Raw genomic sequence first — 24,124 nt, 5'->3', positions numbered from 1 at the left:
AATGCGCGTATTTAAGGAAGAACAGCGATTCAATCAATGGTGGCTTATTGTAATTTGCATACTTGCAGGGATTGGGATTCTACTAAATTTGGCGAGGCTTCTGGATCTTTCGGGAGAAATTTCAACAGGTAAGTTATTGGGATCTAGCCTAGGATTAATTGTATGCGTTGGAATCTTTTTTGTAAAAATGCATACTAAAATCGACAAATCTGGGATAAAGGTTTGGTTTAGTCCGTTTAGGTTTACAAAAAAATATTATCACTGGGAAGATCTAGAAAATGCTCATACAAGAAAATACCGCCCGATTAGTGAATTTGGAGGCTGGGGAATTCGGGTTTTCAGAAAACACAAAGCCTATAATATAAAAGGCGATAAAGGCATTCAGTTAAAAACCAAAGAAGGTAAATTCTTTTTAATTGGCACACAACAAACCCAAAACGCAGATCGCGTAATTAATCGATACTTTAAAAATTCAGAAGAATGAAAAAAATACTATTCATATTATCGATTTTCAGTATTAATTTTTGTTTTGCTCAATTTCAGGAAAAAGAAATAGAAGTGAACAAATATGTTCACGGCACGCTATGCCTTTCTTCCGAAGAAACCGAAACTGTAGCACTAATTATTGCGGGTTCTGGCCCAACCGATCGGGATGGAAGTAATCCTATGTTACCTAACCATAGCCTGGAAATGCTGGCGCATGGTTTAGCTGAAAATAATATCGCGAGCTTTAGATACGATAAGAGAATATTTAGATTACAAGAGCTAAAATTAACTGAAGCCGACCTCTCTTTTGATGATTTTATTGAAGATGCCATTACCGGGCTAAATTATCTAAAAGACTCCCTGAAATATAAAAAGATAGTAGTGATTGGGCATAGCCAAGGCTCCTTGGTAGGAATGATCACAGCACAAGAAGGTGCTTCCGGATTTGTTTCTCTTGCGGGACCTTCAGAAAAAATGAGTACTAAGATCATTGAACAGGTAAGCAATCAATCTAAGGCTTTTGGCGACACCACAAGGGTTCACTTTCAGGAACTCCAGGAAAAAGATACGATCGAAAAAGTTAATCCTTTTCTTATGGCCATTTTTAGACCTTCGGTTCAGCAATTTTTAAAATCATGGGATAAATATGAGCCAAAAGAAGAACTTAAGAAACTTGATATTCCCATCCTAATCGTAAACGGAACGAGAGATGTACAGGTAAATGTTAAAGATGCTGAAGACTTAAAAAGTGTGGTAAGTGATGCCGAATTATTACTTTTGGAAAACATGAACCATATTTTAAAATCTGAAGGCGAAACCAGGAAAAATGAAGATGAAGAATTAGTTTTGCATCCAAAATTGATTCCTGCGCTAACAAAATTTATTCAGGAATTATAGAATATGGGTAAGAAAAAGGCATTTGCATTACGGGTAGATGAAAACATGCTAAAAGCTGTTGAAAAATGGGCTTCAGATGAATTTCGAAGTACCAATGGGCAGATCGAGTGGATGCTAAGCAAATGTTTAAAAGAAGCGAATAGACATCCTAAAAATAAAAACAAAGAAAACTAATGAAGTATAAAATTGTCTTTTCAGACATCGACGGTACTCTTTTAAATAAAGAAAGAGAACTTTCCCCACTCACTATAAAAATGATCAAAGAAGTAAAAGAACAGGTTCCTGTAGTTTTAATTTCAGCAAGAATGCCAGAGGCTATGCACCATTTACAGGAAGAACTTGATATTAGAGAATTACCAATAATCGCTTACAATGGCGGATTGGTATTGGTGAACGACAAAGCAATTAGCTCGGTGGTAATTCCGCTGGATACTCTTAAAAGCATCCATGATTTTAATACTGAAAACGATCTAAATGTTCATTTAAGTTTATATCATCATGACGAGTGGTATGTTCCGCAAACCGATTTTTGGGCAGAACGAGAAGAAAACAACACTAAAGTAGCACCACAAATAAAAGCAAATGCTGAAGTGATCGAAAAATGGACTTCAGAAAATAAAGGTCCGCACAAAATAATGGCGATGGGTGACGAGGATAAAATCGATAAAATAAGTGAGTTTTTATCAAAAAACTACAGCGAAGATTTGCACTTTTATCGTTCCAACAAAAACTACCTGGAGATCGCTAACAAGAAGATCTCTAAATTCTCTGCCATCGAATATTTATTAGAAAACCATTTTAAAATTTCTACGGAAGACACGATAGCATTTGGTGATAATTATAATGATGTAGAAATGGTTGGCGGTGTAGGCATGGGTGTTGCAGTGTCTAACGCTCGCCAGGAAGTAAAAGATGTAGCTACCACCATTACCGGGCATGGTAAAGAAGATGGTGTAGCGCAAAGTCTTCATAAAATATTTTCTCTATAACCTACATTTAATAGATTAAATACACTTCGCATAGGCTTTTTAAAGAATACCTTTTATTTTGAAATATCCCGATCCCGATACTTATTGGGATCGGGATTTATATAATCTTGATTATCGAATAGAACTTAAAATTAGGAAGGTAGAATATAATTTGTATTTTGCCTGCAAATCTTATTTTCATGGAAGATATGCCGGTTTTCACTAACGATGCAGTTGTTTTAGGATTGCTAATGATCTCGCTTGGTTTTGTTTTTTATACCTCGTCGATCAAAACTGGGTTTTGGGCCAAATTCTATAAAATTGTTCCTGGTGTATTAATGTGTTATTTAATCCCGGCGATTTTAAATTCTGCCGGACTTATAGATTCATCTGTTTCCAATTTATATTTTGTAGCCAGCCGATATTTATTACCTGCTTCATTAGTTTTAATGACCTTAAGTATCGACCTGAAAGCGATATTTAACCTGGGACCAAAAGCCCTTATCATGTTCTTCGCTGCAACGATCGGGATTATCATTGGTGGGCCAATCGCGATTTTATTGATCTCTATCGTATCTCCCGATACTGTTGGAGGTGCAGGATTCGATGCTACCTGGCGTGGTCTATCTACACTTGCCGGTAGTTGGATTGGTGGTGGTGCTAATCAAGCAGCAATGTTAGAGATCTATCAATATAATCCTGAAAAATATGGAGGGATGGTTTTAGTAGATATTGTCGTAGCTAATCTTTGGATGGCTATCGTTCTTTTGGGTGTTGGAAAAAGTGATCGCATTGATAGATGGCTTCAGGCAGATAACTCGGCCATAACTGAATTAAAAGATAAAGTTTCAGCATATACAGAAAGTGTAAAACGTATCCCTAGTTTGCCCGATTTCATTATTATTCTTGCTTTAGCATTTGGTGCAGTGGGAATTGCACATTTTGGTGCCGATGAGATTTCAAGCTTTCTGGTAAGCACTTTTGAAGTTTTTCAGGATAAGAAAAGTTCTTTAGCTTCTTTTTCTTCAGAATTTTTCTGGATGATCACCATTGCTACGGCTATTGGTATTATTCTTTCGTTCACTAAATTCAAACAATATGAAGGTGCCGGAGCCAGTAAAGTAGGAAGTATTTTTATTTATGTACTGGTAGCCACCATAGGAATGAAAATGGATCTAGGTGCCGTTTTCGATAATCCGGGATTAATAGCAATTGGCCTTGTTTGGATGGCGATTCACGTAATTATTTTACTGGTAACCGCGAAATTGATAAAAGCGCCATATTTTTTCCTTGCCGTTGGAAGCCAGGCCAATGTGGGTGGAGCTGCATCTGCCCCTGTTGTGGCAGCCGCGTTTCACCCGTCACTAGCTACTGTTGGTGTTCTTTTGGCCGTATTTGGATACGTTGTGGGAACATACGGAGCGATTTTGTGTACCATTCTTATGCAATTAGCTTCAGGAAGCTAGAAAACTAAAATTAATATTCAGAAAAAATTTTCAGCATCATCAAGTATCAGGAAAGAAGGAATTCAAATTTTAACCCGCCAATAATAGTTATAAAATAGAAAAATATAAGATATTTGCCCTGCTTAAAAACCAATACGATACAATGAAAAAACTTAGCTTACTTTTACTTACAGTTCTTAGCATAATTGCCTGCTCTCAAAAAGAAACCAACTTAAAAGTTTCTGGGAATATAAAAGGACTTAAAAAAGGTACGCTTTACCTCCAAATGATCGAAGATACATCTTTAGTAAATATAGATTCTGTTACAATTAATGGAGATTCTAATTTTTTATTGGAGGCCAATATCGATAGCCCGCAAATGATGTATCTATATCTAAACAAGATCGATAATTCTGAATTTGATGATCGTCTTGATTTCTTTGCAGATCAGGGAGAGGTTAAAATAAATACTTCCTTAGAAAAATTTGAAACCGATGCTAAGATCACCGGTTCTAAAAACCAGGAAAAATTAATGGAATATCGTAAAATGATGAGTCGTTTTAACGATAGTAACCTTGATATTATCAAAGAAAATTTTGAAGCTCAAAAAGCTGAAGATGAAGAAAAGCTTATAGAACTAGATAATCGCTACGATCGCCTTCTTAAAAGAAAATACCTTTACACGGTAAACTTTGCTCTTAACAATAAAGACTTAGAATTAGCTCCTTATTTGGCTTTATCTGAAGTTTTTGACGCGAACATAAAGTATCTTGATACGATCTACGGTTCGTTAGAAAAGAACGTACAAAAATCGAAATACGGTAAGCAACTTAAAGAATTTCTAAAAGAACGTCGCGAAGAAGAGAAATTAGAGGAGAAAATTGAAGCTGAAAATGAAGAAGCGAATTCTTAATTCCTGAAAATATAAAATTCCAAGCCGCTTTTTAGCGGTTTTTTTTATTCCTAAATTCAAGAAAATCAATACTAAGCTTTAAGAGAACCTTAGTATAGCTTGCAGGTCCTTTTCTTTAACTTTGAGAAAAAGGCTTATATGATTGCAAAACCCAATCCCAAAGAAAAGTATGATTTAATATGTATTGGTGGCGGAATTATGAGTGCAACTTTAGCACTTATGACCAAAATCATCGATCCCGATGCCAATCTTATAATTTTTGAACGTTTAAAAGATGTCGCACAAGAAAGTACTGAAGCCTGGAATAATTCGGGTACGGGCCATTCTGCATTTTGCGAGCTAAATTATACACCACAGCAGGAAGATGGCAGCATCGATATTTCTCAAGCCAAAGAAATCTTTCAGCAATACGAACAATCCAAGCAATTCTGGTCGTATTTACTAGAAAAAGATATGCTGAAAAAGCCCAAAAGCTTTATTCATTCTTTACCGCATCATAGTTGGGTTACCGGACAAGACAATGTTGATTTTCTAAAAAAAAGACATGCTGAAATGACTAAGAGCTTCATGTTCGAAGAAATGAAATTTTCTAAAAAACCTGAAGATCTTAAGGAATGGTTTCCGTTGATCATGAAAGATCGAAACCCATCTGAGCCTATGGCGGGAACAAGAATGGAATTAGGAACGGGAGTTAATTTTGGAAATCTAACCGAGCAATTTTTTAAAATTCTAAAAGAAGAATTTAATGTCCCTATTCTTTTAGATCATGATGTATTGGATATCGATCCCGATGGAAAAGATGACTGGTTAGTTGAAGTAAAATATAATAAAACAGGCTATAAAACTTATTACGATAGTGAGCATGTTTTTATTGGTGCCGGTGGTGGCGCACTTCCCCTACTTCAAAAAGTAGATATCGAAGAAAAAGAAGGTTATGGCGGATTCCCGGTAAGTGGCCAATGGCTATTTTGTAAAAACCAGGAAGTCATCGAGAAACACCACGCAAAAGTTTACAGCAAAGCCGGACCAGATGCACCACCAATGTCTACACCGCACTTAGATAGTCGTTTCATTAATGGAAAAAAGCAATTGCTATTTGGTCCTTTTGCAGGTTTTAGCACTAAATTTTTAAAAGAGGGTTCTTTACTAGATCTACCAAAATCGATAAAATTAGACAATATCCCATCGATGTGGGGTGTTTTCTGGCATAACATTCCGCTTACAAAATATTTGCTAGAGCAAATTAAAATGGATCATGAAGATCGAATGAATGAGCTTAGAACTTTTGTAAAGGATGCCAAATCGAACGAATGGGAATTAAAGGTTGCAGGCCAACGTGTACAGATAATTAAAAAAGATGAAGAACAAGGTGGGACGCTAGAATTTGGGACAGATGTTGTTCATTCTAAAGATGGCAAAATCACAGCGCTATTAGGCGCTTCGCCAGGAGCTTCAACCGCAGTACATATTATGATCGATGTGCTAAAAATTGCTTTTCCAGGGAAACTAAAAGAAGAAACAGTAAAAGCCAAATTAGATGAAATGATCCCTTTTTGGAACCGAAAAATTTCTGAAGAAAATAAAGAGGAATTTAGAGAAATTCAGAAAAAAACATCCAAATTATTAGAGTTGGATGTATTGCATTAATTAATTAGATGTGAGATGTGAGAATTTAGAAGCTAGATTCTAGACTTAGAATTTCAAATAATACATGTGTAAAGTATTTAAAAACAAAAAACTCCTTAAATCTTACAACCCAAGGAGTTTTTTATTATCCTTTTTTTATTCTAAGATAAACTCATTAACTATCACTTGGTTTTGGTAACCATCTTCATAAGTAATTTTTGTTGCAACATTAGTTTCCTCGTCAATAGTTGCTTCAATTTTATATTCTTCCTCTGGTTTTAAAATATCATTCACACTTTGTAAAACATTCTTAGAGGTTTCTCTGGTTGCAAAAGCATTGGTTTCGCCACCTAATAGATTATATACTTCTTTACCAAAAGTAGCATCATAAATAAATGCTTCGGGATTAAAATATTCCGTATATATGTAAACATATTCTACGTTCCCAAACTGATTTACACTTATTTTATTAGAATTATCATCATACGTCGAAATAACGGTATTATTATCATTATCTGAATAATACGGGCCATTGGCTTCGTAATAAACTAGATCTCCTTTTTCTGAAAAAACATATTTATACGTTTCAGGATTTTCTATATATTCATCATCAATATCCTTTTTGGTAAAAGAACTAGTATATATAGCATCTTGGGTATAAGTAAAAACAGATTTATAATAGTTGTCATCATAATCATCTTCAATAAAATTCACATAACTCTCTAATCGTCCCTCTTCATCATAGTTAAATTCCAAACTCGCAAGAACACTATCATCTTGCACCCTCATTGATTTTACAAGTTTTCCATCTGAATTATATTGATAGCTTGCATTCGATATATCCACTGAAACGGTTTGATTATTATTATAATTCACTCTATATCTATGATAAACACTTTCAATTATTTTATTATTTTTTAAATAAGATACAGTAGAATCACTGATTTGTAAAGAACCATCATAATTTCTACGATAGGTTGCAGATATCCATTTACTTGTTTTAACATTTTGATTAGAAGTTTCTGTTCTTTCGCTATCATCAGAGGAGCAACTCTGGAAAATAACAAATGTTAATAGTAAAAATACTATAAAGTAATTTCTTTGCATTAAAGATAATTTGTGTTAAACATTAAAACAAAAAACTCCTTAGAAAAATCTAAGGAGTTTTTTGTTTGAGCCGATGGAGGGACTCGAACCCACGACCTGCTGATTACAAATCAGCTGCTCTAGCCAGCTGAGCTACATCGGCATTACTCTTTTATTAAAGAGCGTTTACTTTTTCAATAAGCTTTTCAGCTTTAGCTTCTAGTTCTTTTTCTATCGCTTTAAAATGCTGAGATTTATTCTCTACATCCTTTTGGTTGATCTTTACGATTAATTCGTCAAAATCTGCGATAGCTTCATCAACTATGGCTTCTGTTTTTGCTTTATCCTCTTCTGGATTAGCTTCCTGGTGAATGTATGCTGCTTCGATGATGTCACCAAATACATTATTCACATCTCTCTTCAATAATCTTTTACTTGCCATAGCTTATAATTTCGGCTGCGAATTTAAATCATTTTCTGAATATAAAAACACTTTTTCAGAAAAAATTTTAAGTAACTATTAATTTTTATTCTCCTTTATAAGAAACGTAGTTTCTAGGGGTTTCGTATAGCGTTACCTCAAGGTCTAAATTTGCTCTAAGTTTATCGCGTAATTTATTCCAAATCACCACGGCAATATTTTCTGCAGTTGGATTTAAACTTTTAAATTCTTCAACCTCAACATTCAGATTTTTATGATCAAAAGGTGTTTCCACTTCAGTATAAATTAGATCCTTTAATCGTTTAAGATCCATAACAAATCCGGTTTCTGGATCTACCTCTCCCGTTACCGCGACAATTAGCTCGTAATTATGCCCGTGAAAATTTGGGTTACTGCATTTTCCAAACACCTCGAAGTTCTTCTCGTCGCTCCACTCCTTTTTAAAAAGTCGATGTGCGGCGTTAAAATGAGCTTTTCTATGTACGGTTAATCTCATTACGAAATATGATTATAATATTTATCGAATATGATCTTAAACCACTCGGTATAAACATCTGGATTCACTTTCATATCTTCTTTCACTTCTTCTAAACTCACCCATTTCCAGGCATTAACTTCATCTGGGTTTGGATTTGGATCTTCATCATAATGGCCAACCAAAATATGGTCGAACTCATGCTCTGTAAGTCCATTTTGGAATGGAGCTTTGTAGATAAAAGAAATAGTGTCCTTAAGTTCTGTCGTAAATCCCATTTCTTCCATCAATCGGCGTTTGCCTGCCTCGATATTCGATTCTCCTTCGCGTTGATGGCTACAGCAGGTATTGGTCCACAGTCCCGGTGTATGATATTTGGTTAGCGCACGCTGTTGCAGCATAAGCTCTCCATTTTTATTGAATACAAAAACCGAAAATGCACGATGTAGTAAAGCTTTTTCGTGCGCTTCAATCTTTTCCATTAAGCCGATCTGCTCGTCTTTTTCGTTCACTAATATTACCTGATCTGTTCCCATCATAAAATTTAGAGCTCCAAATGTACAAAATCGTACTTATCTTAAAAATCTATGTTTTTGCGGCCAAAATTCAATATTAGTCAATCAGCTTTAAATAGAACGCACAACGCATGTTTAAAATTCCTTAAAATAATAGTATTTTTGCGCCTCAAATATCGGTAGATGAAAACTTTTCAGAAAGAATTACGACGTAGAAGAACATTTGGTATCATTTCTCACCCAGATGCTGGTAAGACAACATTAACTGAAAAGCTCCTTCTTTTTGGAGGTGCGATTCAGGAAGCGGGTGCAGTAAAATCGAATAAGATCAAAAAAGGAGCGACCAGTGACTTTATGGAGATCGAGCGCCAGCGTGGGATTTCTGTAGCGACTTCGGTTTTGGCATTCGAATATAAAGACATCAAAATTAATATTCTGGATACGCCGGGTCACAAGGATTTTGCTGAAGATACGTTTAGAACCTTAACGGCTGTTGATAGTGTAATTGTGGTAATCGATGTCGCAAAAGGGGTCGAGGAGCAAACTGAAAAGCTGGTAGAAGTTTGCCGTATGCGTAATATCCCAATGATCGTTTTTATCAATAAATTAGATCGTGAAGGTAAAGATGCATTTGAGCTTTTAGATGAAATTGAACAAAAATTAAATCTAACGGTAACTCCTCTTTCTTATCCTATTGGGATGGGATACGACTTTAAAGGAATCTACAATATTTGGGAAAAGAACGTAAACCTGTTTACGGGTGACCCTAGAAAAGACATCGAAGATACTATCGAAATTTCAGATCTTAGTTCGTCTGAGTTAGATGATTTAATCGGAGCGGAATCTGCAGATGAACTTCGTGATGAGTTAGAACTTGCGCAAGGTGTTTATCCGGAATTTGAAAACAAAGCTTACCTGGAAGGTCGTTTACAACCCGTATTTTTTGGTTCGGCTTTAAACAATTTTGGTGTTCGTGAATTGCTAGATTGTTTTATTGATATTGCGCCGCCACCAAGACCAAAAGAAAGTGATATTCGAGTAGTTGAGCCTGCTGAAGATAAATTTACCGGATTTGTATTTAAGATTCATGCCAATATGGATCCTAAGCACCGTGATAGATTGGCTTTTGTTAAGATCGTTTCTGGGAAATTTGAAAGAAATAAGAACTATTTGCATGTTCGCCATGGTAAAAACCTGAAATTCTCTAGCCCAAATGCGTTTTTTGCTGAAAAGAAAGAGATCGTAGATACTTCTTACGCAGGTGATATTGTAGGACTTCATGACACCGGAAACTTTAAAATTGGTGATACACTTACTGAAGGTGAAACTTTAAATTACCGCGGAATCCCAAGTTTCTCGCCAGAACATTTTAGATATATCAACAACGCCGATCCTATGAAATCTAAGCAATTAGAAAAAGGTGTCGACCAGTTAATGGATGAAGGTGTTGCGCAGCTTTTTGTACTAGAATTTAATGGACGTAAAGTTATTGGAACCGTAGGAGCGCTTCAGTTTGAAGTGATCCAGTATCGATTAGAGCACGAATACGGTGCGAAATGTACCTACGAAAATCTGAATGTTTTTAAAGCAACCTGGGTAGAAGCTGAAGATGAAAAGAGCGAAGAATTTAAAGATTTCAAACGTGTAAAATCTAAATTCTTAGCTCAAGACAAACAAGGACAATTGGTATTTTTAGCCGATTCTCAATTCTCTTTACAGATGACTCAGCAAAAATATCCTTCGATCAAATTTCATTTTACTTCGGAATTTTAAGCATCACTGATGCTTTTTTTCCCTTCGGGATTATGCTTAATTAAATTGATTGTCCGGTATTTGTACTAATTGTGATTTTGTCATTCCGGACTTGATCCGGAATCTCATACAGATTTTGAAAAACAGTACTTTAAGGATGAGACCCTGAACCAAGTTCAGGGTGACTTCATCTCTTATATGTATTATGAATATTCAAAAAAAATTAAATTGAAATATTCACGAAACTTAGCCTTAAACGATCAAGAATAGCTGTTTATTTACTATATTTTCGGCATAAAGCTGAATTATGGAAAGTATCGACAAGTTTGTCGCAGATTTTGCCTCTGCCGTTTGGGGATTGCCATTGGTTATCTTGCTTATTGGCGGTGGAATATTTTTACTGATTTACTCTAAATTTCTTCCGTTTCGATATTTAGGTCATTCTATCGATCTTTTAAAAGGTAAATATGACGATCCTAACGATCCGGGTGAAATTAATCATTTTCAGGCTCTAGCTACGGCTTTAAGTAGCACGGTTGGGATGGGAAATATTGCCGGTGTTGCTGTCGCCATTGCCGTGGGTGGCCCGGGTGCTGTTTTTTGGCTTTGGGTGAGCGCTATTGTGGGAATGGCTACTAAATTTTTCACCAATACGTTAGCCGTAATGTATCGCGGTAAAGACTCTGAAGGAAAAATTCAGGGTGGTGTGATGTATTTTATTGTAGAAGGTCTGGGCCGAAATTGGAAGTTTTTGGCAATTATTTTTAGTGTTGCGGGACTAATTGGTGCTTTACCTATTTTTAATGTTAACCAGCTTACCAAAGCGATCAATTCGATACTTTTAGAACCAAACGGAATAGCTACCGGAAACGTTTCTAATTTTTCTATTGGTGTTATTCTTACGGTCATCACTTCAATTGTGGTTTTAGGCGGCTTATATCGAATTAGCCGAACGGTTTCCAAGCTTGTTCCTGCAATGGTTGTGCTTTACTTCTTTTCAGTTTTAGCGATTCTATTTATCAATTTTGAACAACTTCCGCAGTATATTTCTCTAATTTTCACAGATGCTTTTGCTGCAAATAATTACCAAGGAGATCCTCTTTTTGGCGGATTGTTAGGCGGATTGATTCTGCTTGGGATACGTCGCGGCGCATTTTCTAACGAAGCGGGTATTGGTACTGCAACTATGGCTCACGGTGCTAGTAAAACCTCTCAGCCTATTCGTGAAGGACTGGTAGCAATGCTTGGGCCAGCAATAGATACATTGGTGGTTTGTACATTAACTGCACTTACAATTTTGGTTACGGGCGTTTGGCAAACCAGTGAAGCTAGTGGTGTTGCTTTAACCGCTAAAGCATTTGGTGATTCTATCCCGGTTTTTGGGCCTTACTTATTACTAATTTGTATTGCAGCATTTAGTATTTCGTCGCTATTTTCATATTCTTACTACGGAACCAAATGTCTTTCTTTCCTAATTGGAGCAAAACATAAGCATTGGTACAACTATTTTTACATTATTAGTATTATGCTTGGCGCCACTACAGAACAAAGTATCATCCTGAATCTTATTGATGGTTTCTTTGCCCTAATGGCAATTCCAACTATGATCTCCACATTGATACTTGCGCCTAGAGTTATGAAACAGGCAAAGTTATATTTTAGCCAGTATAAGTGATTTTGAAGAAATCTTTCTTAAACGAAATAATCCGAAAAATTGAAGAATTGAGAGAACAAACTATACTCTCAAATCTCATTTTATTTTTAGCTGGAACAGCATTCATGCTTTTCTCAGTTACGTCCATAGTAGTGATATTTAACTTTCATTGGAGTTTGGAGAATATAAGTGCTATACTCTTATGTTCATTACTTTGCGGACTTACTTCGTTACTATTAGGAGTGATAACTTTAGCCTTTTCAAGAAAACCTTTCCATTATCTACTAGTAATGCCTGTTATTTTCATATACTTTATGATTGGTGGTTTTTCTTCTAAATATATCAGAAATGATCTATTACCATCAGATCATGGTAGCTATATTGGTTTCACAACAAGGGCAACAGACCAAAAAGAACTAGGTCTAGAGAATATTACAGATGAACGAGGATCGAAAACAATTATAGTTGAAGAATTTACGGATCCAAAGATCAAAGGCAGAGTGGTAAAATATCAAACAGATCGTTACAACACTCTAAAAGCCATGTATAAAGCAGAAAATAGCCTCGTTATGGAATCCAGCCATATGTATTGGCAAACTGCCGTGCTTGAGGGCTTTTTCTATCAAGAAAATTCTAATAACTGGAAAAATGGTTTTTATGGTTTTCTTAATATCTTGAATTTCATCATTCCCATATATCTTAGCCTATTTATTTTTGAAATGATACTTCTCTTGTTATCAAATTACAAACTTTCTATGCTAGATCTCATCTTCCATAGATCCAAGGAAGATCCTACAGAAATGAATAAAAATACAAAAGCCTCCAAATTTATCGAATCTGAAGGCTAATATTATATAATTTCAGGACATCCTTTAAGCTTGCCCTGTTGGACCAAAATTCATTGGAATTGGTGATTTTTCGTAATCTTTTATTTCACCGTGTTGTTTCTCAAATCGTTCTACATTATCGGCTAATGCTTTTAAAAAGCGTTTTGCGTGCTGCGGTGTAAGAATAATTCTGCTTTTCACCTTACTTTTGGGTTTCCCCGGCATAATATTCACAAAATCTACCACAAATTCTGAGATAGAATGATTTATTATGGCAAGATTAGAATAGGTTCCTTCAGCAACAGCTTCATCTAATTCAATATTAATCTGGCCTTGTTTCGGCTTCTTCTCTTCACTCATCTTTAAATGTTTTTTTCAATTATCGAGAGACTTAATTTCTTTTCAGAATAAATAATGGGTTAAAATATCGATTTTCAACAATTCCCGATCTAATTATTTCTTTAAAAATACAAAAAATCCCGTCGTTGAATTTATCAAGACGGGATTTTGCTGTTTATCACGTATGTTCTTTATCAAGAACTTCGCTATTAGTTATAATTAACTTCCTGCTTTTTCTCTAGCATTTCGTCGAATTCTTCCTTAGAACCAACAATAATGCTATCGTATTTACGCATACCTGTACCTGCAGGGATTCTATGTCCTACAATTACATTTTCCTTAAGTCCTTCTAAAGAATCGATCTTACCGCTTACAGCAGCTTCGTTCAATACCTTAGTAGTTTCCTGGAAGGATGCAGCAGAGATAAATGACTTCGTTTGAAGTGATGCTCTTGTAATACCCTGAAGAACCGGAGTTGCAGTTGCTGCAACAACGTCTCTTGCTGAAGCCAGATTCTTATCTTCTCTTCTAAGCTGAGAATTTTCGTCTCTTAGCTCTCTTAGAGAAACAATTTGTCCTGGTTTTAGGTTTTCTGAATCTCCAGCATCTTCAATTACTTTCATTCCAAAGATCTTATCGTTTTCTTCGATAAAGTCTGATTTATGAACTAATTGATTTTCTAAGAAAATAGTATCTCCTGGATCAACAATTCTTACTTTACGCATCATCTGGCGTACAACAACTTCAAAATGCTTATCATTAATCTTCACCCCTTGTAGTCGATATACTTCCTGTACTTCATTTACAAGATACTGCTGTACTGCGTTTGGCCCTTTAATGTTAAGGATATCTTCTGGAGTAATAGATCCATCAGAAAGTGGCATACCGGCACGAACATAATCATTTTCCTGAACTAAGATTTGGTTAGAAAGTTTAACTAAGTACTTCTTCACCTCTCCTAATTTAGACTCAACGATAATCTCACGGTTACCACGTTTAATCTTACCAAACGAAACAACACCATCAATTTCTGAAACTACAGCTGGGTTAGATGGGTTACGTGCTTCGAAAAGCTCAGTCACCCTTGGAAGACCACCGGTAATATCACCCGCTTTAGATGATTTACGAGGAATCTTCACTAAAATCTTACCAACTCCAATTTTCTCAGCATTATCTACCATAAGGTGAGCACCTACCGGCAAGTTATAAGAGCGAATTACTTCGTCTTTCTTACCTAGAATATGCAAGGTTGGGATAAGCTTTTTGTTACGAGATTCAGAAATTACTTTTTCCTGGAATCCTGTTTGCTCATCAATCTCAACCTGATAAGTAACACCTTGTTCTACATTTTCGTATTTGATCTTACCAGCAAATTCAGAAATGATCACACCGTTATATGGATCCCACTGACATACTGTAGTACCTTTTTCGATCTCTACTCCGTTTTCGATAAAGATTTCAGAACCATAAGGAATGTTGTTCGTACTTAGAACAACGCCTGTTTTCTTGTCCTTAACCTTAATCTCTGCAGTACGAGAAATTACGATATCAGAAGTACTACCATCTGGAGCTTCTCCTTTAACAACTTTAAGATCATCAATTTCAGCAATACCATCAAACTTAGTGATAAGTTTGTTTTCTTCTGAAATGTTTCCTGCAATACCTCCAACGTGGAAGGTACGTAGCGTAAGCTGTGTACCAGGCTCACCAATAGACTGAGCAGCTACAACACCTACAGCTTCACCTCTTTGAACAAGTTTATTTGTGGCAAGGTTACGACCGTAACAGTTAACACAAATACCTTTCTTCGCTTCACAGGTAAGTGGTGAACGCACCTCTACACTTTCGATTGGTGCTTTTTCAATCATTTCAACGATTTCCTCGGTGATCTCTGCTCCAGCTTCAACGATCAATTCATCTGAAGTTGGGTTATAAACATCATTTAAAGAAATACGTCCTAATATTCTTTCTCCAAGAGATTCTACGATCTCTTCGTTCTTTTTAAGTGGTCTAACTTCTACACCTCTTAATGTTCCGCAGTCTTCCTCGTTTACAATCACATCCTGAGAAACATCAACAAGACGACGAGTTAAGTAACCAGCATCTGCTGTTTTAAGTGCCGTATCCGCAAGACCTTTACGAGCACCGTGAGTAGAGATAAAGTATTCAAGAATCGAAAGACCTTCTTTAAAGTTAGAAAGAATCGGGTTTTCGATAATTTCACCCCCACCAGAGTTAGATTTCTTAGGTTTCGCCATAAGACCACGCATACCTGTAAGCTGACGAATCTGCTCTTTAGATCCACGAGCTCCAGAATCAAGCATCATGAATACTGAGTTAAATCCTTGCTTATCTTCACGAATTCGCTTCATCGCTAATTCGGTAAGACCGGCATTTGTTGAAGTCCAGATGTCAATTACCTGGTTATAACGTTCGTTATTGGTAATAAGTCCCATGTTATAGTTACCAATAATACCTTCTACCTGCTCGTTAGCTTCGTCGATCATTGTTTGTTTTTCAGCAGGGATAATAATATCACCTAAACTGAAAGACAATCCACCACGGAAAGCGAATCCATATCCAAGAGATTTAATCTTATCAAGGAATTCTGAAGTTTCAGGAACACTTGTTAACTTAAGGATCTTACCAATAATTTCACGAAGAGATTTTTTAGTAAGTACCTCATTAATATAACCAGCTACTTCTGGTACAGTCTCGTTAAATAGAACTCTACCTACTGTAGATTCTATAATTTGGTAAACTAACTCTCCTTCTTCGTTATAATCTTTTGCTCTAATTTTAATAGGAGCGTTAAGATCTACTCTCTTCTGGTTGTAAGCAATTACAACTTCTTCAGCAGAATAGAAAGTTAATCCTTCTCCTAAAACAGGTTCTTCTTCTGTAGATCTTTTAAGTTTGGTCATATAATAAAGACCAAGAACCATATCCTGAGAAGGTACGGTAATAGGAGAACCATTAGCAGGGTTAAGGATATTGTGAGAAGCTAACATTAATAACTGTGCTTCTAAAATAGCCTCTGGCCCAAGCGGTAAATGCACCGCCATTTGATCCCCATCAAAATCGGCGTTAAATGCCGTACATGCTAATGGGTGTAATTGTATCGCTTTACCCTCGATAAGTTTAGGCTGGAATGCCTGGATACCAAGACGGTGAAGCGTAGGAGCACGGTTTAGCAATACAGGATGTCCTTTAAGAACATTTTCTAAGATATCCCATACCACTGGCTCTTTCTTATCTATAATCTTTTTCGCAGATTTCACTGTTTTTACAATACCTCTTTCGATTAATTTTCTGATTACGAAAGGCTTGTAAAGTTCTGCCGCCATATTCTTTGGAAGACCACACTCAAACATTTTAAGTTCTGGCCCAACAACGATTACTGAACGTGCTGAATAATCCACACGCTTACCAAGTAAGTTTTGACGGAAACGTCCTTGCTTACCTTTTAATGAATCTGAAAGGGATTTAAGCGGACGGTTAGAATCAGTTTTTACCGCTGAGGACTTTCTTGTATTATCGAATAATGAATCTACAGATTCCTGAAGCATACGTTTTTCGTTACGTAAAATTACTTCTGGAGCTTTAATTTCCATTAAACGCTTAAGACGGTTGTTACGAATAATCACCCTTCTATAAAGATCGTTAAGATCTGAAGTTGCGAAACGACCACCATCTAGAGGTACAAGAGGTCTTAATTCTGGTGGAATTACCGGGATAACCTTCATGATCATCCATTCTGGTAAATTCTCACGATTTTTATTTGCATCACGAAGTGCTTCTACAACTTGAAGACGTTTTAATGCTTCAGTTTTACGTTGTTTAGAAGTTTCGTTATTTGCCTTATGTCTTAATTCGTAAGAAAGTTCATTAAGATCTATTCTTTTTAGAATTTCGATAAGACATTCAGCTCCCATTTTAGCGATAAACTTATTTGGGTCGCTGTCTTCTAAATATAAATTTTCCTGAGGAAGTTCATCCAAGATATTAAGATATTCTTCTTCAGTTAAGAAATCCATTTTCTTTAAAGGATCTCCATTCTCATTTTTAGCATTACCAGGCTGAATTACTACGTATCTCTCGTAGTAAATGATCATATCTAATTTCTTAGAAGGAAGACCTAGTAAATACCCTATTTTATTTGGTAAAGAACGGAAATACCAGATATGAGCTACAGGAACTACCAAATTGATGTGCCCAACACGGTCTCTACGAACTTTCTTTTCTGTTACCTCTACACCACAACGGTCACACACGATCCCTTTGTAACGTATTCTTTTATATTTTCCGCAGGCACATTCGTAATCCTTAACAGGACCAAAAATACGCTCACAGAACAATCCGTCACGCTCTGGTTTGTGCGTACGATAATTGATAGTTTCCGGTTTAAGGACTTCACCACGAGATTCTGCGAGGATAGACTCAGGAGAAGCTAAACCGATAGAGATTTGATTAAATCTCTGTACTGTATTCTTATCATTATTTCTAGCCATAATAAATGCTGCTATCTAATTATTGTGAAAATACTGAAAATCGGAGCGACTTATAGCCGCTCCAAAAAACAGTGTTTTATTCTTCTAATTTTAAATCCAGTCCAAGACCTTTCAACTCATGCATTAATACATTGAAAGATTCTGGTAATCCTGGTTCTGGCATAGGCTCTCCTTTAACGATACTTTCGTAAGTTTTAGCCCTTCCTATCACGTCATCAGATTTTACGGTTAAGATTTCTCTTAAGGTACTTGAAGCACCGTATGCCTCAAGAGCCCAAACCTCCATCTCACCAAAACGCTGACCTCCAAACTGAGCTTTACCACCAAGTGGTTGCTGAGTAATAAGAGAGTATGGCCCAATTGAACGAGCGTGCATTTTATCATCGATCATGTGACCTAATTTCAGCATATAAATTACACCTACTGTAGCTCTTTGATCAAAACGCTCACCAGTACCACCATCAAATAGATAAGTGTGACCAAAACGTGGAATTCCTGCTTCGTCTGTTAATTCATTGATCTTATCCAATGAAGCTCCATCAAAAATTGGTGTTGCATACTTCTTACCTAATTTTTGACCTGCCCATCCAAGAACAGTTTCATAAATCTGACCAATGTTCATACGAGAAGGTACCCCAAGTGGATTCAATACAATATCAACTGGTGTTCCATCATCTAAGAATGGCATATCTTCCTGACGAACGATACGTGCAACAATACCTTTGTTACCGTGACGTCCTGCCATCTTATCACCTACTTTAAGTTTACGTTTCTTAGCGATGTAAACTTTTGCAAGTTTTAAGATTCCTGATGGAAGCTCATCCCCTACTGAAATTGTAAATTTCTCTCTTCTTAAGTTACCCTGAAGATCGTTCTCTTTAATTTTGTAATTATGTAGAAGATCTGCTACAAGTGCATTTGTATGATCATCTGTAGTCCAGGTTCCCTGAGTAAGGTGAGTATAGTCATCTACAGAGTTTAACATCTTTAATGTATACTTCTTACCTTTAGGTAATACCTCTTCTCCTAGATCGTTTTGTACACCCTGAGCTGTTTTTCCACCTACGATAGCAAATAATTTATCTATTAGTTGAGATTTAAGCACTGCAAATTTAGCTTCGTACTTTTTCTCTAAAACAGCAACATCTTCCTTATCCTGTGCTCTCTTACGCTTATCTTTAATTGCACGAGCAAATAACTTCTTGTTAATTACCACACCACTTAAAGATGGCGAAGCTTTTAATGAAGCATCTTTAACATCTCCTGCTTTATCACCAAAAATCGCTCTAAGAAGTTTTTCTTCTGGTGTAGGATCACTTTCTCCTTTTGGAGTGATCTTACCAATAAGAATATCTCCAGGCTTCACTTCAGCACCTACTCTAATCATACCGTGTTCATCAAGATCCTTAGTAGCATCTTCAGAAACATTAGGAATATCGTTAGTAAGCTCTTCGTTACCTAATTTAGTATCACGAACCTCTAAAGAATATTCGTCAATATGAATAGAAGTAAAGATATCGTCTCTTACAACTTTTTCTGAAATTACAATCGCATCCTCAAAGTTATATCCTTTCCAAGGCATAAAGGCAACCTTCATATTACGTCCAAGTGCCAATTCACCTTTATCGGTTGCATAACCTTGACATAATACCTGACCTTTAGTTACTCTATCTCCTACGCTAACAATTGGCTTCAGGTTAATAGAAGTTCCCTGGTTTGTTTTACGGAATTTAATAAGATCGTAAGTTTTAGAATCAGAATCGAAACTTACCATTCTTTCTTCCTCGGTACGATCGTACTTGATTGTAATTTTTTGTGCGTCTACATACTCTACTTCACCTTCTCCTTCAGCATTAATTAATACACGAGAATCTGTAGCCACTTGTCTTTCCAATCCTGTTCCAACGATTGGAGAATCTGCTCTTAACAATGGAACTGCCTGACGCATCATGTTAGATCCCATCAATGCACGGTTCGCATCATCATGTTCTAAGAACGGAATTAATGATGCTGAAATTGATGAAATCTGGTTTGGTGCAACGTCGGTATAATGAACCTCTTTAGGATCTACAACCGGGAAGTCACCTTCCATACGAGCTATAACTTTTTCTGTATCGATGGTACCATCTTCTCCTAAAGGAATATTTGCCTGAGCAATTTTCTTTCCTTCTTCTTCCTCTGCGCTGAGATATATAGGCTCTTCAGAAATATTGATCTTACCTTCTTCTACAGTTCTATATGGAGTTTCGATGAATCCCATTCCGTTTACCTTGGCGTATACTGAAAGCGAAGAAATAAGACCAATGTTAGGACCTTCAGGAGTCTCAATAGGACATAATCTTCCGTAGTGAGTATAGTGAACGTCACGAACCTCGAAACCAGCACGCTCTCTGGAAAGACCACCAGGTCCTAATGCAGAAAGACGACGCTTATGAGTAATCTCAGCTAATGGATTTGTTTGATCCATAAATTGAGAAAGCTGGTTGGTACCAAAGAACGAATTAATTACAGAAGACAATGTCTTTGCATTAATAAGATCGATAGGCGTAAACACCTCATTATCTCTAACGTTCATTCTTTCACGAATAGTACGAGCCATACGTGCAAGACCAACACCAAATTGCTGAGATAATTGTTCTCCTACAGTTCTAACACGACGGTTAGATAAGTGATCGATATCATCGATCTCTGCTTTAGAGTTAATTAACTCAATTAAATATTTTACAATGGTAATGATATCTTCTTTAGTAAGCACCTGCTTATCCATAGCAACATCAAGACCAAGTTTTTTGTTCATTCTATAACGACCAACTTCTCCTAAACTATAACGCTGATCTGAGAAAAATAACTTATCGATAATTCCTCGTGCAGTTTCCTCATCTGGCGGTTCAGCATTACGTAATTGACGATAAATATGCTCTACCGCTTCTTTTTCAGAGTTTGTTGGATCTTTTTGAAGTGTATTATGAATTATAGCATAATCACCGGTAGAATTATCTTCTTTATGAAGAAGAATTGTTTTAGTTCCCGTTTCAAGGATTTCTTCTATGTGATCCTTATCTAACTCGGTATCACGATCTAAAACAATCTCATTACGCTCAATTGATACAACTTCTCCAGTATCTTCATCCACGAAATCTTCGTACCATGTGTTAAGAACACGCGCGGCTAATTTTCTACCTAATACTTTTTTAAGTCCTGTTTTTGAAACTTTAACTTCTTCTGCAAGATCAAAGATTTCAAGAATATCTTTATCGCGCTCAAATCCAATTGCGCGGAAAAGTGTAGTTACAGGTAATTTTTTCTTTCTATCGATATAAGCATACATCACGCTATTAATATCGGTAGCAAATTCTATCCATGATCCTTTAAATGGAATTACTCTGGCAGAATATAATTTTGTTCCATTTGCGTGGAAAGATTGTCCAAAGAATACTCCTGGAGAACGGTGAAGCTGCGAAACAACAACACGCTCTGCTCCGTTAATACAAAAAGTACCACTAGGAGTCATATAAGGAATAGTTCCTAAATAAACATCCTGAACGATGGTTTCAAAATCCTCATGCTCCGGATCCGTACAGTATAGTTTTAGCCTAGCTTTTAAAGGCACACTATAAGTAAGACCACGCTCAATACACTCTTGAATAGAATATCTTGGTGGGTCTACAAAATAATCTAAAAATTCTAATACAAATTGGTTACGGGTATCCGTAATTGGGAAGTTTTCAAGGAAGGTATTATAAAGACCTTCATTTCCCCGCTCTTCTGATTTTGTTTCTAATTGAAAGAAATCCTGGAAAGATTTGATCTGGATATCCAAAAAATCTGGATAATCAGGTCTGTTCTTTACAGAAGAGAAACTAAATCTTTCAGTTTGCTTTGCTAACATCAATGGACGGATTATAATTTATATAAAAAATGGTTGCGATAAAAGCCTAAGCCCTATATACGCAAAAAGGGTTTAGACCTTCAGGAGCGTATCCTGAGGTCTAAACCTAAATAATATTGCTCTCGTCAAGCTTATTTAAGCTCAACCTCAGCTCCTGCTTCTTCTAATTGAGATTTTAAAGCTTCTGCTTCATCTTTAGCAACTCCTTCTTTAACTGGTTTTGGAGCACCATCAACTAATTCCTTAGCATCTTTAAGTCCAAGACCTGTTAATTCTTTTACTAGTTTTACTACAGCTAGCTTAGATCCTCCTGGAGCTTTAAGAATTACATCAAATTCAGTTTGCTCTTCAGCAGCGTCTTCACCACCACCAGCAGCTCCACCAGCAACAGCTACAGCTGCAGCAGCAGGCTCAATACCATACTCTTCTTTTAAAATATCAGCTAACTCATTTACTTCTTTAACTGTTAAGTTAACTAATTGTTCTGCGAATTCTTTTAAATCTGCCATTTTCTATCGTTTTAAATTTTTTGTAAAAGTTATATTTATTAAAAAGTGCGTACTATACTAGTCCTCTTTTTCTGAAAGAGTTTTAAGGATACCTGCAAGTTTTCCACCACTAGATTTAAGTGCGGAAACAACATTCTTAGCAGGAGATTGAAGTAATCCAACAATATCCCCAATAACCTCTTCTTTAGATTTAATATTAGAAAGAGCATCTAGATACTCATCTCCAACATAAATTGCTTCATCAATAAAAGCACCTTTAAGAATAGGCTTTTCGTTTTTCTTTCTAAATTCTTTGATCACTTTAGCTGGCGCATTACCAGTTTCAGCAATCATTATAGAGGTGTTACCTTTTAAAGTACTAGGAAGATCTCCAAATTCTTTATCTGAAGCTTCCATCGCTTTAGTTAGCAACGTATTCTTAACTACCGCAAGTTTTACATTAGCTTTAAAACAAGCTCTACGTAAGTTAGAGGTTGTTCCGGCATCTAAACCTGAGATATCTGCAATATAGATAGTTGAAGTATCAGCTAACTGGGCAGTTAAATCTTCTATTACTTTTGATTTTTCTTCTCTTGTCATAATACCTTATTATTGCTCAGTAAACCTTTTTGTATCTATTGCTAGACCAGGCCCCATTGTACTGGACATGTGAATACTTTTAATGTATACACCTTTAGCTGCCTGAGGTTTTAGTTTTACAAGCGTAGTTAATAATTCTCTTGCGTTACCAGCGATCTTATCTGAATTAAAAGATACCTTACCGATTCCTGCATGTACTATACCGGTTTTATCAACTTTAAAGTCTATTTTACCAGCTTTAACATCAGACACGGCTTTAGCGATATCCATAGTAACAGTACCAGTCTTAGGGTTTGGCATAAGACCCCTTGGTCCTAATACACGTCCTAATGGTCCTAATTTACCCATTACGCTAGGCATCGTGATAATTACATCTACATCTGTCCAACCACCTTTAATTTTATCGAGGTATTCGTCAAGACCAACATAATCTGCTCCTGCACTCTTAGCTTCTTCCTCCTTATCTGGAGTAACTAAGGCAAGAACCTTCACATCTTTACCAGTTCCATGAGGTAATGTAACCACGCCTCTAACCATTTGGTTAGCTTTACGAGGATCTACATTTAAACGAACCGCTAAATCCACTGAAGCATCAAAACTTTCGCTAGAAACTTCTTTGATCAAAGCAGCAGCTTCAGCAACCGTATAGGCTTTACCCTTTTCGATTTTAGATTGAGCTTCTTTTTGTTTTTTAGTCAACTTTGCCATTTTCTAAATTCTTTTTGGATTAAAACGGTGCATCACCCTTTACTGTTATACCCATAGAACGAGCTGTACCTGCTACCATTTTCATTGCAGATTCTACAGTAAATGCATTTAAATCCTGCATTTTATCTTCTGCAATTACTTTTACCTGGTCCCAAGATACACTTGCTACTTTCTTTCTGTTTGGTTCTCCTGAACCCTTTTTTGTTTTTGCTGCTTCCATTAGCTGTACGGCTGCAGGTGGAGTTTTGATAACAAAATCAAAAGACTTATCAGAATAAACAGTAATTGCTACTGGTAGCACTTTACCTTGTTTATCCTGAGTTCTACCATTGAATTGCTTACAGAATTCCATGATATTAACTCCGGCAGCACCTAAAGCAGGTCCAACTGGTGGTGAAGGGTTAGCAGCACCTCCGCGAACTTGTAGTTTTACAACTTTACTTACTTCTTTTGCCATTTTTTACATTTTTAGAAGATAGTTTATTAAAGTGGAAGCAAATAAA

21 protein-coding genes and 1 tRNA gene are annotated in these 24,124 nt (G+C 36.3%); 10 read left to right on the top strand and 12 right to left on the bottom strand.

The genetic code is table 11. The features are described from left to right. Position 1 precedes the first annotated feature (1 nt). The 7 genes from BM201_RS15375 (at position 2) to mqo (ending at position 6,356) form a co-directional block, all read left to right on the top strand. A complete protein-coding gene (locus BM201_RS15375; RefSeq protein ID WP_092544187.1) occupies positions 2-484 on the top strand; it encodes a hypothetical protein in 483 nt (160 codons plus the stop codon). Then, positions 481-1,383 (top strand): alpha/beta hydrolase, encoded by a 903-nt coding sequence (locus BM201_RS15370; RefSeq protein ID WP_092544185.1) that lies wholly within the window; start codon positions 481-483, stop codon positions 1,381-1,383. The genes BM201_RS15375 and BM201_RS15370 overlap by 4 nt, the downstream gene beginning before the upstream one ends. A gap of 3 nt (positions 1,384-1,386) precedes the next feature. After that, on the top strand, positions 1,387-1,557 hold the full coding sequence (locus BM201_RS15365) for a type II toxin-antitoxin system antitoxin (RefSeq protein WP_092544183.1): 171 nt from the start codon (positions 1,387-1,389) through the stop codon (positions 1,555-1,557). Beyond that, positions 1,557-2,372 (top strand): HAD family hydrolase, encoded by an 816-nt coding sequence (locus BM201_RS15360; RefSeq protein ID WP_092544181.1) that lies wholly within the window; start codon positions 1,557-1,559, stop codon positions 2,370-2,372. Before BM201_RS15365 ends, BM201_RS15360 begins: the two co-directional genes overlap by 1 nt. Positions 2,373-2,551: 179 nt before the next feature. Next, the gene (locus BM201_RS15355) at positions 2,552-3,817 is read left to right on the top strand and encodes a DUF819 family protein (protein ID WP_092544179.1); all 1,266 of its coding nucleotides are present in this window, start codon (positions 2,552-2,554) and stop codon (positions 3,815-3,817) included. A gap of 142 nt (positions 3,818-3,959) precedes the next feature. Next, positions 3,960-4,709 carry a DUF4369 domain-containing protein gene (locus BM201_RS15350; RefSeq protein WP_092544177.1) on the top strand — a complete coding sequence of 250 codons (750 nt, stop codon included), beginning with the start codon at positions 3,960-3,962 and terminating at the stop codon, positions 4,707-4,709. 138 nt (positions 4,710-4,847) lie between these two features. Next, a complete protein-coding gene (gene mqo / locus BM201_RS15345) occupies positions 4,848-6,356 on the top strand; it encodes a malate dehydrogenase (quinone) (RefSeq protein WP_092544175.1) in 1,509 nt (502 codons plus the stop codon). Positions 6,357-6,491: 135 nt separating this feature from the next. Here mqo and BM201_RS15340 read toward each other — a convergent pair whose 3' ends face one another. The 5 genes from BM201_RS15340 to idi form a co-directional block, all read right to left on the bottom strand. Continuing rightward, positions 6,492-7,181 carry a hypothetical protein gene (locus BM201_RS15340; RefSeq protein WP_139219254.1) on the bottom strand — a complete coding sequence of 230 codons (690 nt, stop codon included), beginning with the start codon at positions 7,179-7,181 and terminating at the stop codon, positions 6,492-6,494. Between the two features lie 329 nt (positions 7,182-7,510). Then, positions 7,511-7,584 (bottom strand) — tRNA-Thr (locus BM201_RS15335). A 12-nt stretch (positions 7,585-7,596) separates the two neighbouring features. Next, the gene (locus BM201_RS15330; protein WP_013070668.1) at positions 7,597-7,863 is read right to left on the bottom strand and encodes a hypothetical protein; all 267 of its coding nucleotides are present in this window, start codon (positions 7,861-7,863) and stop codon (positions 7,597-7,599) included. 85 nt (positions 7,864-7,948) lie between these two features. Continuing rightward, positions 7,949-8,359: a 6-pyruvoyl trahydropterin synthase family protein gene (locus tag BM201_RS15325; protein WP_092544171.1), complete on the bottom strand. Its 411-nt coding sequence runs from the start codon at positions 8,357-8,359 to the stop codon at positions 7,949-7,951. After that, positions 8,359-8,874 carry an isopentenyl-diphosphate Delta-isomerase gene (idi, locus tag BM201_RS15320; protein ID WP_092544169.1) on the bottom strand — a complete coding sequence of 172 codons (516 nt, stop codon included), beginning with the start codon at positions 8,872-8,874 and terminating at the stop codon, positions 8,359-8,361. Before idi ends, BM201_RS15325 begins: the two co-directional genes overlap by 1 nt. A gap of 162 nt (positions 8,875-9,036) precedes the next feature. Here idi and BM201_RS15315 point away from each other — a divergent pair, with 162 nt between their 5' ends. From BM201_RS15315 to BM201_RS15305, 3 genes are all read left to right on the top strand, one after another. Beyond that, on the top strand, positions 9,037-10,626 hold the full coding sequence (locus BM201_RS15315) for a peptide chain release factor 3 (RefSeq protein ID WP_092544167.1): 1,590 nt from the start codon (positions 9,037-9,039) through the stop codon (positions 10,624-10,626). A gap of 286 nt (positions 10,627-10,912) precedes the next feature. Beyond that, entirely contained in the window at positions 10,913-12,280 is a 1,368-nt protein-coding gene (locus BM201_RS15310; RefSeq protein WP_092544165.1) for an alanine/glycine:cation symporter family protein, read from the top strand. Positions 12,281-12,549: 269 nt separating this feature from the next. Beyond that, positions 12,550-13,107, top strand: coding sequence for a hypothetical protein (locus BM201_RS15305; RefSeq protein ID WP_139219252.1), 558 nt, complete (start codon positions 12,550-12,552; stop codon positions 13,105-13,107). A gap of 24 nt (positions 13,108-13,131) precedes the next feature. Here BM201_RS15305 and BM201_RS15300 read toward each other — a convergent pair whose 3' ends face one another. From BM201_RS15300 to rplK, 7 genes are all read right to left on the bottom strand, one after another. Then, on the bottom strand, positions 13,132-13,446 hold the full coding sequence (locus tag BM201_RS15300; protein ID WP_084839970.1) for a DUF3467 domain-containing protein: 315 nt from the start codon (positions 13,444-13,446) through the stop codon (positions 13,132-13,134). 188 nt (positions 13,447-13,634) lie between these two features. Beyond that, on the bottom strand, positions 13,635-17,936 hold the full coding sequence (gene rpoC, locus BM201_RS15295; protein ID WP_092544161.1) for a DNA-directed RNA polymerase subunit beta': 4,302 nt from the start codon (positions 17,934-17,936) through the stop codon (positions 13,635-13,637). A gap of 76 nt (positions 17,937-18,012) precedes the next feature. Continuing rightward, on the bottom strand, positions 18,013-21,825 hold the full coding sequence (rpoB, locus tag BM201_RS15290) for a DNA-directed RNA polymerase subunit beta (RefSeq protein ID WP_092544159.1): 3,813 nt from the start codon (positions 21,823-21,825) through the stop codon (positions 18,013-18,015). A 131-nt stretch (positions 21,826-21,956) separates the two neighbouring features. Continuing rightward, positions 21,957-22,334, bottom strand: a complete 378-nt coding sequence (gene rplL, locus BM201_RS15285) for a 50S ribosomal protein L7/L12 (RefSeq protein ID WP_092544157.1) — start codon at positions 22,332-22,334, stop codon at positions 21,957-21,959. Between the two features lie 57 nt (positions 22,335-22,391). After that, on the bottom strand, positions 22,392-22,913 hold the full coding sequence (gene rplJ / locus BM201_RS15280) for a 50S ribosomal protein L10 (RefSeq protein WP_092544155.1): 522 nt from the start codon (positions 22,911-22,913) through the stop codon (positions 22,392-22,394). A 9-nt stretch (positions 22,914-22,922) separates the two neighbouring features. Beyond that, entirely contained in the window at positions 22,923-23,621 is a 699-nt protein-coding gene (rplA, locus tag BM201_RS15275) for a 50S ribosomal protein L1 (RefSeq protein ID WP_092544153.1), read from the bottom strand. Between the two features lie 19 nt (positions 23,622-23,640). Next, positions 23,641-24,078: a 50S ribosomal protein L11 gene (gene rplK, locus BM201_RS15270; RefSeq protein WP_092544151.1), complete on the bottom strand. Its 438-nt coding sequence runs from the start codon at positions 24,076-24,078 to the stop codon at positions 23,641-23,643. Positions 24,079-24,124: the final 46 nt, after the last annotated feature.

It is taken from the genome of Zunongwangia mangrovi (genome assembly GCF_900112105.1).
GTDB lineage: Bacteria > Bacteroidota > Bacteroidia > Flavobacteriales > Flavobacteriaceae > Zunongwangia > Zunongwangia mangrovi.
This window is presented reverse-complemented; position numbering and strand designations above follow the sequence as displayed.